This window comes from Colwellia sp. MB3u-41 (assembly GCF_014076845.1).
Lineage (GTDB): Bacteria > Pseudomonadota > Gammaproteobacteria > Enterobacterales > Alteromonadaceae > Colwellia_A.
This window is the reverse complement of sequence record NZ_JACGUT010000084.1, coordinates 198,070-210,409: the sequence shown is the minus strand read 5'-3', so window position 1 is coordinate 210,409 and position 12,340 is coordinate 198,070. Positions and strand designations below refer to the sequence as shown.

Sequence of the window (12,340 nt, the reverse complement as noted above, 5' to 3'; positions counted from 1 at the left end):
CTAACCTACCACTAATGCAGGTGCAGGTATTGAACCTGCATTGTTTTTTATGTTGATATTATCAGCAATTAAACGGCCATCAAACATCTCTAAACAGCGGTCTGCTCTTTTTGCAGAAGAAGGGTCGTGTGTCACCATACATATTGTCGATCCTTCTTGATGAAGTTTATCAAGCAAGGCTAATACAGCTTCAGCATTTCTTGAATCTAAATTACCGGTTGGTTCATCAGCAAGAATAATTGCGGGGTCGTTAACTAAAGCACGAGCTACAGCGACTCGCTGTTGTTGACCACCAGAAAGCTGTGATGGGAAATGATCTTTTCGGTGAGACATTTCAACTTTTTCTAATACCTGCTGTACTTTGCCCTCTATTTCACTTTTTGATAAACCTTTTTGATACGTTAACGGTAGCATCACATTTTCAAAAACCGTCAAATCAGAAATTAAGTTAAATGACTGAAAGACAAAACCAATTTGTTCACTGCGAATTTTTGCTCGTTGATCTCTTGATAATGATGAAACATCAACACCATCTAGTGCATAAGTGCCATGGGTTGGAGAATCAAGTAAACCTAAAAGTGATAATAATGTAGATTTACCACAGCCAGACTGTCCACTTAATGAAATATACTCACCCTTTTTAATCGTTAAATTAACCGTATCAATAGCGCGTGTTTCGATTTCTTCAGTCAAAAACCTTTTACTGATTTCTTTCAATTCGATTAATGTGCTCATTTTTATTTCCTTTAATTTGTCTGTTACTCTTATCTTCATAAATAATTATGATTAGTTAATCATCACTTCTTGATGCTCTTGCCAACTCCTTGTATCGGAAATAATAATTTCATCTCCAACGGCTAAACCAGAAAGTATTTGAATTTGGTTGACTGAACTCTGCCCTAACTTCACCTTTTGTTTTTGAGCAAATTTTTTATCATTAATCAATTTATATAAACCTGCATCACTATAACGAGGGGCAAATACCGGACGTTGGACATAAAGTGTATCCGCAATATCACTTACCTCAATTAAGCCATCTACCGTTAAATCAGGTCGGGCATCATTGGGTAATTCACTATTTAGCTGCACATCAATTTGAACCATGCCAGTATTTACTGCCGGGTCAATGCGAATAACGTTACCAAAAATTTTATTACTTCTCGTATCAACAACAACGGCTTGACCTAATGCAATATCACTCACTTTATTTTCTTGTACTTGAAGCTCAGCAAACAACGAACGTTGATCCGCAATCAAAGCGACACTACCACCGACTTGAACTTGCTCGCCTAACGCAAGAGAAACCTGCTGAACCACCCCATTAGTTGTCGCTTTTACGGCTAAAGCATCGACTTGATCTTTAATACGCTGATAGTTATTTTCAACTAAGCCCAATCGTGCTTGTTGAGCAGTTTTAGAGGCAAGTAAACTCGCTTTCATTTTTTCAACTTTTTGCTTTTGTGATAGCCAGTATTGATTTTGTTGCTTAACGGTCAGTTGGCTATGCTGATAATCAAGCGCTGATACGGTGGCATTTTTTTGCGCGAGTAATTGTGTTTCAGCATCAAGTTTTAACTTGCTGATTTGGTAACTATAGTCAGCTTCAACGACTGAATTTTCTAAGTCAAGCAATTGAGATTCAAGCGCAATATAAGCAGCATAATTTTCTGCTTTTTTTGCCTCGAATTCCCAACGGGCTTTTTCTAATTCACGGTGTAATTCAGGGTTAGAAAGTTGCATCAGCATCTGCCCTTTAATGACATGAGCGCCTGCTTTTACAAAGGCTTGTTCAACACGACCAGAAACTTGTGCTGAAACCCAACGAATATAGACAGGTTTTAAAACCCCTGTTGCGCGAACATTCACTTGAAAACGACCTTGTTCAACAACAGCGGTCACTAATTCATTTTGTTTAACAATAAAAGAAGCATCACCCATCACACTTTTTAATTTATACGTTGCAAAAGCTAACATCAGTACAACGGGTACATACCAGTACTTACGCCACAAAGGTATTATTTTTTTTTCTCGTTGGATATCCATACTCTGATGATTTCATTTTAGTAAATAATAATTAAGTAAGGTAATACAAAGGACATGCCAACTTCAAACTAGATATAAGTAACTGTTATTTAACAACAAAAACCCAGACTAATTACTTTAGCATTAAACTGTGTCGAAAACGACACAAAGTAAAAGTTAAGATGTGGCATTTATGGAACAAGCTAAAACGCGATCCCATCAAAAAATAAATCCTACAGTGAATAGGTCTTAAATTTTTGGTCTATTTACTCTTTTTATATAGATTTTTAATATTAACTCAAGCTGTTATCATAGAGTAAATATCAATTTATTAAGATAAGTAAAGTAGATGTCAATAAAACCCTTAGCGCGCGTTACGGTAGAACCAAAATCAACAGCCACATCATGTGTTATTTGGCTACATGGACTTGGCGATTCAGGCGATGGCTTTGCGCCGATTGTTCCTGTATTAAATTTACCAAAAAATCATGGTATTCGCTTTATTTTTCCACATGCACCAGAGCAGGCCGTAACGATTAACCAAGGCTATGTGATGCGTTCTTGGTACGACATAAAGAGTATGGATTTGCATAATCGTGCAGATATGGAAGGCGTGTTAGCATCAGAAAAAGCGATTCATGTGCTTATTCAGCAGCAAATTGATTTAGGTATTTCAACTGATAAAATTATACTTGCCGGTTTTAGCCAAGGTGGTGTGGTCAGTTTATTTACGGGACTCAGGTTTCCTCAAAAATTAGCCGGTATTTTAGCGCTATCGTGCTATTTACCTACCGCTGATAAATTACCTGATAACTGTCACACTGCTAATAAACAGACACCTATTTTACAAAACCATGGTGAGCAAGATGACGTAGTGCCAATGAGTTCAGGTGTTATGGCCAATAAGTTACTGATTGATGCTGGATATCATGCAACATGGCAAGCATACCGTATGCCTCATAGCGTATTGCCAGAGCAACTGAGCGATATTTCAGCTTGGTTAGTGAATACCCTATTAAAGTAATCAACCTTATTAAGCTATAAATGAACTCAATAAAAATAAAGCCGGCATATTGTCGGTTTTATTCATTTAGGTCAGGTAGGCAATAACGCGTTAGTTATTAACGAACAATTCATTTAAACGACAAAAGAAAAATTACGTTAAAGACATTACTGGGCATAGACAGACTCAGTAATCTCAACCTACTTAACACTTCCCCTTTCTTCGGCGCCATCTTCTTAATTGGGGCATATAAGCGTCTTTATAATACTTAACCAGAAAGTACTCACTCAATTATATAACCATAAATATCTTATCTAAGAGATAAAAAGAGTTATCCTTTAATACCCGCTTTATTTAATACCGCTCGGCTAGGGAAACCATCACCAACTAAGCCATGTTGCAATTGATATAAGCGAATGGCTTTTCGACTTTTTGGCCCCCAGATGCCATCGGGATTACCAACATTGTACCCCATCATATTAAGCTTTTTTTGTAGGGCTTGTAATTCCACAGGTTTATATAAATTACGCTGACTTTTATCGCTTATCTTTAATCCCGCAGCGCCTTGAATACGATTCGCTAATAACCCAACAGAAAGCGCATAATTCTCAGATAGGTTCCATTTCATAATGACATTAAAATTAGGGTAGACTAAAAATGCAGGTCCACCAGCGCCAGCAGGTAAGACTAACTCAGCCTCAATTTTATAATCAGATAAAGCACTACCATTAGTACGTGTTACACCTAAAGCTTTAAAGGTTGCTAAGGGATAGAACTGATCAAACTCGACTTGTTGAAAAGCAAAGTTTTTTGGCAGCTGTACTTGTCGACCCCAACGCTCTTTTTCTAACCAGCCAATGCTATTTAAATAATTAGCGGCACTCGTTAATGCATCGGCTTCACTTTGCCAAACATCTACTTTACCGTCATCATCGCCATCTAAGGCATACTTTTTCAATGCTGAGGGCATAAACTGCATATGCCCCATGGCTCCAGCCCAGGAACCAGCGAGTTGCTTGGTGGTGATCGTTTTATTATCGATCAAATAAAACAGATCAAATAATTCAGCGGTAAAGTATTCACTACGTCGCTCATCACAGGCTAATGTGGCTAAAGAGTTTAACACCGACATTTTCCCTTTGTTTCTACCAAAGTTAGTTTCTAAGCCCCAAAAAGACACTAAGTACTGTGCAGGAATGCCGTATTTTTTAGACAGTTTATCAAACAACTCTTTATGCTCAGCTAATTTCTTTCTACCAGTTTGGATATGATAATTAGTTAAGCGTAATTTTAAATAATCAGCAAAGCTTTGACTAAATTCAGGTTGGCGTTGATCGAGTTCAATTACGCGTTTTATCGGCGCAAGCGCTGGAATAATATCATTAACAATATAACCTGAATAACCAGAAGATTTGGCCTTGACCTGCAAATTATTGATACATTGAGTAAAATTGTTATTACCCGAAGCATTCACTACTAAGGGCAATGTTGTTAATGAAGCAAAAACTAACTGAGAGAAACGTTTAATAACGGATGACATAACAGAAAAACCTTATAAAAAATTGAATAAAACATCGAAAAATATAACCAAGTTCACTTTAGCAAAGAGTAACTGTCGCACCCAAGGAAAAATTAACGTAAAATGCGGTTCATATGTAACAAATTCTCTTAACAATATCATTTAGGAACGTCATGAAAAAAACATTCAACATCACTCACCCAAAAATTAAAGTTGCTCGCTTATTTGAAGGTGTAAAACATGATGTGAAAAAATACATAAAAAGAGAAAGAAACAAAAAATTGCCTACTGGCGTTGATTTTTGGGATTTTGACTCTAAATATGGTATTACTGAAGCAGACGCAGAAGTTGTACACTTATCTGCACTCAATAAACATATCGACGAAGCTGAAAAGCTTGGCTTAACTTCATTCTATTTAGAAATTGTCGTAAAAGAAGGTTTCCGTTCGATAAAACCGCTTGGTGAAGACGAAAACTTCGATGAACTTGACGAAGAATAACTTCAAAGCCGATTTAATTAAATAATGAAAATACCTAAAAGACTACAACCCCTGGTTGACGACGGACTGGTTGACGAAGTAATCAGTCAATTAATGAGTGGTAAAGAAGCCACTGTATACATGGTACGTTGTGGCGATGAGATTCGCTGCGCCAAAGTATATAAAGAAGCCAATAAACGCAGTTTCAAAAAAGCCGCTCAATACCAAGAAGGTCGAAAAAGCCGTAATAGCCGTCGTGCACGCGCGATGGAAAAAGGCTCAAAGTATGGTAGAAAACAACAAGAAGATGCTTGGCAGAATGCCGAAGTTGAAGCCCTTTATACGTTAGCTGCTGCTGGTGTACGTGTTCCACAGCCCTTTGGTTGTTTTGAAAGTGTGCTATTAATGGAGCTGATCACTGATGGGGAAGGCGATGTTGCACCGCGCCTAAATGATATTATTCTACCAAGCGAACACGCTATAGAAGACCATCTAATTATGATGAATTATGTAAAGATCATGCTTTGTGAAGGTATCATTCATGGTGATTTGTCAGAATTTAATGTACTTGTTGACGAATACGGCCCGGTAATTATTGATTTACCACAAGCGGTTGATGCCTCGGCAAATAATAATGCTAAAAGCATGTTACTTCGCGATGTAAATAATATCACCGAGTATTATGCTCAATTTGCTCCTGAATTAGCAAAAAGCAAATATGCTCAGGAAATGTGGGCATTATATGAAAAAGCAGAATTAACACCTGAAACTCAATTGACCGGTTTATTTAAAGAAAATACTAAATCAGCAGATGTTGATACAATATTAGAGGAAATAAAAGCGGCATTTGCAGAAGAACAGGAGCGATTAGAGCGAATTAGTGATGCCGATGAACTTGATTAAGCTTATTATTCTGATTCTGTAACAGCCGTAGTAAAAATGTCCCTGATTTCTTTGTCAGTTAAAAATCGGCTCTTTCCTAGAGCCAAATCTTCATCAAGTAATAAGTTTCCGATGGCTTGTCGATGCAAGCCTATAACGGGATTACGAAATCGGCCAAACATCCGCTTAATTTGATGATATCGTCCTTCTGTTAATCTAACCTCTGCAACATATTGATGACTTTGTTCATTAGCCTGATTAGTAATAATCTTTAGTTTTGCTGGTTTAGTGGTAATCTTTTCAAATTCAAAAAACATCCCCTTCGCAAATGCTAGGGCATAATCATCCGTTAATGGGTTTTGTAAGGTAACCTGATAACATTTTTCTACTTTATGCTTGGGAGAGGTGAGCCGTTCTGACCAACGACTGTCGTTAGTCAGCAACAATAAACCTGAAGTGTTTAGATCAAGGCGACCAACAATATGTAAATTGTTTTTGTCTTCACTGGTATCCTCAGAGAATAACCTTTGTTCTTCAAGTAAATTAATAACAGTTTTATGTTGCTTATCTATCGTCGCACTCACGACGCCAATGGGTTTATGCAGCATTATATAGAGCGCTTGGTTATCTTGTAACACTTGACCATCAAGTGTTATTTTTGAAAATTTATCAATACGCTCGCCAATATCACTTGATACACAGTCATCTACGCATATCCGTTTTTGCGCTAACATCAATCGTACAGATCTACGGCTAATATTGCAGTGTTCACTGATAAAGCGGTCGAGACGAGCGGTGCTTAATGACATAAGTAGGAATTTATTTTATCGCGCTATTAAAGTGCTGGCTATGTTATACCTATTACATTAAAAATAAAGTGAATATACGTACTTAATGTATAAAGTCAGTAAGAGGGCTTTAACGAACGAGCTTAAGTATCGTTTGTTGTTTCACTGATTTTACTGGCGTGATATCGACACTCTCAGCAATCAGTTTATTGTTTTTAAAGCGGTCAAAGTGTGCTTTTTTTATTGTCATTTGTTGACAAACTTTATAAAAGGCTTGGAAATCTTTGCGACTAAATTTTTCATCCTCACGTGTCAGCAAACCATCAATATAAGCGTTATCTCCATTTACCGTTAGATTGGCAATGGCCGTATAAGGTTTACCGTACTCCTCAACACGAAGAGCGCGCACAGTTTTTATCTCAAAAATCCAATCATCAACTTGTACAAATCGAGGCATTGATTCTACGGGTACTTTGTTAGTGAGTTTGTTGTCCATAATAATCTTCTACTGGGTATGACATGTGAGAAAAAATCCAACTGCGTAGGTGGCAACAGTCGGAAGTTCGTGTCTAATAATGTTAAAAAGATACAGTTAATTTTTCATTTTCATTTTCATTTTCATTTTTAACGCAGCCAGATAACTTTTTAGCTCACCTTCACTGATTTCAGTATCCGCATTTTTGTCAATATCTTTAAAGTGCTTCACTAATTGATCATCTTTACTCGCAATAACTTCTGCTTCATTAAGTGAACCATTTTTATCATGGTCAAGTTGTGTCAATAATGTAGGGATACTTTTGTCGACCTTAACCCATTTATCAGCAGACAACACTTGAGTCGCAGCAGGCTTAGTAACAACTTGTTCAACCACGGAAACTTCAAGACTTGCAACGTTATCTTCTGCGCTTACAAAATACGAAGCTAATGCACAGGTACCAACAAGTAGAGTGACTTTTTTCAAGCTAATAGAATTCATTTTAATTCCTTTATTCATAGAGTTCATGGATTTATTTTAATCAATATAAGGGTTAACACAATAGACATAGCAGGAATTGAACCATAAATATAAAACGCTGATATTATTAGATAAATACTTAAAAGCTACCCAAGAACTTCTCCAATGTGTCGCCATTTGGCAACAGAAAAACTGTTGATAAAAATAATGAGCAAACGTTAACACTAACAATGGATAAAATAATTGAAGTAAAACAGTAACTAACTCATAATAAAATTTCAAAACCCGCTATTACAGGGTTTAAAGTAGTGTCTCAAATAAACGACATGGTTGTTTTTTCTTTTAATAAAACTAAACTACTCATCTCATTAATCGTTGTGGCATCCATGAAACAATTAAACTTCCCTCATTTTCTAGCGATTAACGCGTATTCTATTAAAAAGCTCAGCATTTTAGGCTTTTCTTTGGTTGCTTTGCCGTTAGTAATAGCTTTACTGTATAGTGCGAATCAAATTTCATTACTTTCTCATCAAAGTACATCGGCTATTTTTAATGTCGCTGAGCTCGTTAAAACAAATCGGCAAATAAATTTTACCTTAGCCAAAATGGAAAGAAGTGCTAGTCAGTTTTTGATACTAAAAGATCAAGACTTATTAACTGCTTATTTAAGACACGAGCAAGCTATTTTAAAAGCCATGGCTAGTAATCCATTGTTTAATAAAGACAACAACTTAAATCGGCTAAGTAAAGAATTTTCTCAAGCGATTGAATTAGTTCACCGTTATTTAACGTTGCACCCATTGGAAACGTCGTCATTAGCATCGCTACAAGTACATTTTACTGAACTTGTCTCTATCCGAAAAAAAATAGCTGAGCAAAGTAACAATTTATTAATCTCGCAAGCACAGCAGATTAAAGCATCGGCCAACGATGTTAGACACGACATGCTAAAAAGCCTGATGATCATTCCCTTCACTTTAATCATCGCAGCAATTTTTATCTTTTTAATAACTAAGCCGCTCAAACAATTATTAAAGAAAATACAGCATTTAGCATTAGGAAACTTCGACAGTGAAGTCACATTTAACGGCTCCCCCGAAATGAAAGAAATTGCTGACGCCTTAGAAGTTATGCGTAATCGCTTGCACGCACTGGAGTTACAAAAATCAAGTTTTATTCGTCATATCTCTCATGAGCTAAAAACACCACTGGCGGCAATTAGAGAAGGCACCGAATTACTTTATGATCACAGTGTTGGGGAATTAAATGCTGAACAACAAGAAATTTCTAATATTATTCGTCGTAGTGTTACCCGCTTACAACGCTTAATTGAAGACCTACTAGACTTCAATATTGTGCTTGATTCAACCAGTTTGCAAGATGCTGAAACCGTTGAATTATCATTATTAGTTGCGCAAGTATTACAACAAAGAAGTTTAGATATTAAACAGAAAAACTTAACAGTTGTGTATAAAAGTGCGGCAATAAAACTCAAAGCTAACGGGAAACAATTAAGTGTTATTTTAGATAACCTCTTATCAAATGCGATTAAGTACTCTGATGAAAACAACGTTATTAACATAGTGTGCTCACTCAATGATAATACGTTGTTGTTGAGTATTATTGACCAAGGTATCGGTATAGCTGACGGCCAACAAGAGAAAATATTTGATGCTTTTTACCAAGGCATTCCTGCAAAAAATGCAAAAATCAAAGGCAGTGGTCTAGGACTAACCATTGTAAAGGAGCTACTGATGCGACTCAATGGCACCATTGAAATAAAAAGTAATACCGGTATAAATAGTGGTACCGCAATGACAATCACCTTGCCTCATGCTTTTCTAGTGGAAACTAAAATGGGAGTAAAGGCTTGATGATATTTTCAACCAATAAAAACCTTCTCGTTATTTTTACACTAGCGTTACTCTCAATATTAAGTGGTTGTCAGTTACTAAATAAAACAACTCCAGATATAACTGTTGAAAGTAAAATCATTGACTATACGCAGTATTATTTATCTTTAGTAACCTTAACTGACAGTCAATTGGCAGATAAAGTTCGCCAACATCAGTTAGTCTTATTCGACAGTAATGAAGCTGTAACGCAAAATAAAATGAATAATAACGATGCTATTCAATGGCAATTAAAATCAGTATTGCTTTTTTCACTGCCTCATTCGTCTGTTCACAATCCGTTTACCGCAAAAAGTATCTTAAACAAGCTTTCACTCATTGATCTCAAAAACAGCGATATAACTGAGGCCGACTTTGCCTTTTATAGCATGCTAAAAATACAACTCAATGAACAAGTGTTACGTCTCAATGATCTATCACAAGCAAAGAAAGCGCTTAACGCCATAAAAGAAGCTTCCGTGCAGCAACAGCAGCAATTTAAAGCATTACAGCAGCAGATCCTTCAGCTAAAAAAAATAGAACATACTATTAATGAACATGGACAGTAAAGACGATGGTTTTAACCAATAATCACAAAAAAATCGATGAAAAACAACGCGAGAAGATACTGCTTGTTGATGACGATCCCAGCTTATTAAGATTACTGGGTATTCGGCTATCAGCGGCAGGTTATCAAATCGAGTCAGCAAGTAGTGCCAAAATGGCATTAGGCATATTAGAAACTTTTCCTCCACAATTAGTGATCAGCGATCTGCGCATGGAAGGCATGGACGGTATGGCACTTTTCGAAATAATTCGTCAACAACAACCCAATTTACCTGTCATCATTATGACCGCCCACGGTACTATTCCTGATGCTATTAGTGCGACAAAACAAGGGGTTTTTAGCTTTTTAACCAAACCTTTTGAAAGCCAAGAGCTGTTATCAACTGTACAAGAAGCCATACGTTTACAACCACAAAATAGTGCGCACAATACCAATGCAAAAGCTGACATTTGGCGTAAAAAGATAATTAGTCGCAGCGCTGTGATGTCGTCATTATTACAGCAAACCTATCAGGTTGCTCAAAGTGATTTTAGTCTATTGATCCATAGCGCAAGCGGAACCGGTAAAGAATTATTAGCGAAAGCGGTTCACTTAGCAAGCAAGCGTAACAGTAAAAAATTCACCGCCATTAACTGTGCGGCCATACCCGAACAATTGTTAGAGTCAGAGTTATTTGGTCATTGCAAAGGCGCTTTTACTGGCGCTGATAAAAACCACCAAGGACTTTTTCAGTCAACCGATGGCGGCACTTTATTTCTTGATGAAGTGGGTGATATGCCAATGAGCTTTCAAGTGAAATTATTACGAGCTCTGCAGGAAAAAGAAGTTCGCCCGGTCGGGAGTACACAATCAATAAAAGTTGATGTACGTATTATTGCTGCAACCCATAAAAACCTTCAAGAAGCCATTATTGATAAAAGCTTTCGTGAAGATCTTTATTACCGCTTAAATGTGGTTGAACTCACCTTACCAACACTCGCTGAGCGCCGTGAAGATATTCCTTTACTTGCCCAGCACTTTTTAAGTGTAGCGATCGAAAATACGTCTCATAAAATTAATGGTTTCTGCCAAGAAGCGATGGAAGTTTTAATCAGGGCTGACTGGCCAGGAAATATTAGACAATTACAAAATGTCGTTGAGCAATGTGTCGCTTTATCAACAGAGCCATTAATCAGTGAAAGCTTAATTAATAATGCATTGCGTACTCAAAGTGCACAGCTGCCTTCTTTTCAAGAAGCGAGAGAAAAATTCGAGCGCGACTACTTAGCCAAATTATTAAAGACTACCGAAGGTAATGTTTCACAAGCAGCCAAAATAGCACAGCGGAATCGTACAGAGTTCTATAAACTATTGAAAAAACATCACTTGAATGCAGAATTATTTAGAGTGGATAACGATACACCTTCACAAGATTAGCTGAGAATACATAGACGATGAAAAGCTTACACTTAACAGAATTTTTTCCTTATCAGCTCACTCAACTACAAGCAAAAGTGAGTGATAATATTGCTGAAATTTATACAGGAAGGTTTGAACTTTCTCGTCAACAATGGCGTGTTTTAGCCAGTTTAGGTAACGGAGAGTTGCTATCAGCAAAGCAAATAGGCGAGCAAACAAATTTAGAAAAAATGCCAGCAAGCCGCGCAATAGCAAAAATGCAGACCCAAGGCTTGTTAGTTAAAAATACTGATAAAAGCGATAAACGATCTTCATTGTTAAAACTAACAGCGCATGGCTTAGCTATTTATCAACAATTAATACCGATGGCTTTACAACGTGAAGAAGAATTATTGTCTGTTTTGAGTGTTGAAGAAAAAAATCAGCTCGCTAATATTATTGAAAAATTAACCTTAAAATCAGTGGATATATCGAATAAATAACAATGACTATTATCGCTGATAATGACTAGCCAAACTCACCATTAAACAGCCTAGATAAAATTAATAGAGATTAAAATAGACAATAAAAATCTACAGCAGAGCCTAGGTTTTATCGGTTGTCATTAAACGACTCGTTATTAATTAAAAAGAATAACTTCCCGTAACTAAAATCTCAGTAACTTCAAAAAATTCCTCGCCAGATCATCGTTAATGCCATCAGATAAAATAGTCTGACAACAAAGTTTTCTGATGATAGGTCATGGTTTACGTCTGAACTTAAAGGGCTGGATCAAAATAAAGAGTAAATGACGTTGCTTTAAAACCAGTCAAACGATTAGAGCTAACTAGCCAT

General features: G+C 36.7%; 13 protein-coding genes. 7 read left to right on the top strand and 6 right to left on the bottom strand.

Annotated elements, in window-relative coordinates; translation table 11 throughout:
• The gene (locus tag H4J73_RS17605; protein WP_182181792.1) at nucleotides 1-735 is read right to left on the bottom strand and encodes an ABC transporter ATP-binding protein; all 735 of its coding nucleotides are present in this window, start codon (nucleotides 733-735) and stop codon (nucleotides 1-3) included.
• Between the two features lie 51 nt (nucleotides 736-786).
• Entirely contained in the window at nucleotides 787-2,043 is a 1,257-nt protein-coding gene (locus H4J73_RS17600; protein ID WP_182181791.1) for an efflux RND transporter periplasmic adaptor subunit, read from the bottom strand.
• 328 nt (nucleotides 2,044-2,371) lie between these two features.
• Here H4J73_RS17600 and H4J73_RS17595 point away from each other — a divergent pair, with 328 nt between their 5' ends.
• A complete protein-coding gene (locus H4J73_RS17595) occupies nucleotides 2,372-3,046 on the top strand; it encodes an alpha/beta hydrolase (protein ID WP_182181790.1) in 675 nt (224 codons plus the stop codon).
• 310 nt (nucleotides 3,047-3,356) lie between these two features.
• On the opposite strand, the gene H4J73_RS17590 is transcribed toward H4J73_RS17595, so the two are convergent.
• Entirely contained in the window at nucleotides 3,357-4,565 is a 1,209-nt protein-coding gene (locus tag H4J73_RS17590; RefSeq protein WP_182223308.1) for a lytic murein transglycosylase, read from the bottom strand.
• 152 nt (nucleotides 4,566-4,717) lie between these two features.
• Here H4J73_RS17590 and H4J73_RS17585 point away from each other — a divergent pair, with 152 nt between their 5' ends.
• The gene (locus H4J73_RS17585; RefSeq protein ID WP_182181788.1) at nucleotides 4,718-5,044 is read left to right on the top strand and encodes a DUF6172 family protein; all 327 of its coding nucleotides are present in this window, start codon (nucleotides 4,718-4,720) and stop codon (nucleotides 5,042-5,044) included.
• A 24-nt stretch (nucleotides 5,045-5,068) separates the two neighbouring features.
• The gene (locus H4J73_RS17580; RefSeq protein WP_182181787.1) at nucleotides 5,069-5,926 is read left to right on the top strand and encodes a PA4780 family RIO1-like protein kinase; all 858 of its coding nucleotides are present in this window, start codon (nucleotides 5,069-5,071) and stop codon (nucleotides 5,924-5,926) included.
• Nucleotides 5,927-5,931: 5 nt separating this feature from the next.
• Here H4J73_RS17580 and H4J73_RS17575 read toward each other — a convergent pair whose 3' ends face one another.
• The 3 genes from H4J73_RS17575 to H4J73_RS17565 form a co-directional block, all read right to left on the bottom strand.
• Nucleotides 5,932-6,714 (bottom strand): pseudouridine synthase, encoded by a 783-nt coding sequence (locus H4J73_RS17575; protein ID WP_182181786.1) that lies wholly within the window; start codon nucleotides 6,712-6,714, stop codon nucleotides 5,932-5,934.
• A gap of 109 nt (nucleotides 6,715-6,823) precedes the next feature.
• Nucleotides 6,824-7,189 (bottom strand): hypothetical protein, encoded by a 366-nt coding sequence (locus tag H4J73_RS17570; RefSeq protein WP_182181785.1) that lies wholly within the window; start codon nucleotides 7,187-7,189, stop codon nucleotides 6,824-6,826.
• A 96-nt stretch (nucleotides 7,190-7,285) separates the two neighbouring features.
• The gene (locus tag H4J73_RS17565; protein WP_182181784.1) at nucleotides 7,286-7,669 is read right to left on the bottom strand and encodes a hypothetical protein; all 384 of its coding nucleotides are present in this window, start codon (nucleotides 7,667-7,669) and stop codon (nucleotides 7,286-7,288) included.
• 287 nt (nucleotides 7,670-7,956) lie between these two features.
• Here H4J73_RS17565 and H4J73_RS20845 point away from each other — a divergent pair, with 287 nt between their 5' ends.
• Genes H4J73_RS20845 through H4J73_RS17545 form a run of 4 tightly spaced genes read left to right on the top strand, consistent with a single transcriptional unit; the run spans nucleotide 7,957 to nucleotide 11,988 of the window.
• Nucleotides 7,957-9,522, top strand: a complete 1,566-nt coding sequence (locus tag H4J73_RS20845) for a HAMP domain-containing sensor histidine kinase (protein ID WP_182181783.1) — start codon at nucleotides 7,957-7,959, stop codon at nucleotides 9,520-9,522.
• Nucleotides 9,519-10,109 carry a hypothetical protein gene (locus H4J73_RS17555; RefSeq protein WP_182223307.1) on the top strand — a complete coding sequence of 197 codons (591 nt, stop codon included), beginning with the start codon at nucleotides 9,519-9,521 and terminating at the stop codon, nucleotides 10,107-10,109. Before H4J73_RS20845 ends, H4J73_RS17555 begins: the two co-directional genes overlap by 4 nt.
• Before the next feature lie 5 nt (nucleotides 10,110-10,114).
• Nucleotides 10,115-11,524, top strand: a complete 1,410-nt coding sequence (locus H4J73_RS17550; RefSeq protein ID WP_182181781.1) for a sigma 54-interacting transcriptional regulator — start codon at nucleotides 10,115-10,117, stop codon at nucleotides 11,522-11,524.
• A 17-nt stretch (nucleotides 11,525-11,541) separates the two neighbouring features.
• Nucleotides 11,542-11,988, top strand: coding sequence for a MarR family winged helix-turn-helix transcriptional regulator (locus H4J73_RS17545; RefSeq protein ID WP_182181780.1), 447 nt, complete (start codon nucleotides 11,542-11,544; stop codon nucleotides 11,986-11,988).
• The last annotated feature ends 352 nt before the right edge of the window (nucleotides 11,989-12,340 follow it).

What these genes read in the sequence shown, in the direction of transcription:
- H4J73_RS17585 (WP_182181788.1), top strand. Translation starts at nt 4,718, where the DNA reads ATGAAAAAAACATTCAACATCACTCACCCAAAAATTAAAGTTGCTCGC.
- H4J73_RS17570 (WP_182181785.1), bottom strand. Translation starts at nt 7,189, where the DNA reads ATGGACAACAAACTCACTAACAAAGTACCCGTAGAATCAATGCCTCGA.
- H4J73_RS17580 (WP_182181787.1), top strand. Translation starts at nt 5,069, where the DNA reads ATGAAAATACCTAAAAGACTACAACCCCTGGTTGACGACGGACTGGTT.
- H4J73_RS17545 (WP_182181780.1), top strand. Translation starts at nt 11,542, where the DNA reads ATGAAAAGCTTACACTTAACAGAATTTTTTCCTTATCAGCTCACTCAA.
- H4J73_RS17595 (WP_182181790.1), top strand. Translation starts at nt 2,372, where the DNA reads ATGTCAATAAAACCCTTAGCGCGCGTTACGGTAGAACCAAAATCAACA.
- H4J73_RS17605 (WP_182181792.1), bottom strand. Translation starts at nt 735, where the DNA reads ATGAGCACATTAATCGAATTGAAAGAAATCAGTAAAAGGTTTTTGACT.
- H4J73_RS17575 (WP_182181786.1), bottom strand. Translation starts at nt 6,714, where the DNA reads ATGTCATTAAGCACCGCTCGTCTCGACCGCTTTATCAGTGAACACTGC.
- H4J73_RS17600 (WP_182181791.1), bottom strand. Translation starts at nt 2,043, where the DNA reads ATGGATATCCAACGAGAAAAAAAAATAATACCTTTGTGGCGTAAGTAC.
- H4J73_RS17565 (WP_182181784.1), bottom strand. Translation starts at nt 7,669, where the DNA reads ATGAATTCTATTAGCTTGAAAAAAGTCACTCTACTTGTTGGTACCTGT.
- H4J73_RS17590 (WP_182223308.1), bottom strand. Translation starts at nt 4,565, where the DNA reads ATGTCATCCGTTATTAAACGTTTCTCTCAGTTAGTTTTTGCTTCATTA.
- H4J73_RS17550 (WP_182181781.1), top strand. Translation starts at nt 10,115, where the DNA reads ATGGTTTTAACCAATAATCACAAAAAAATCGATGAAAAACAACGCGAG.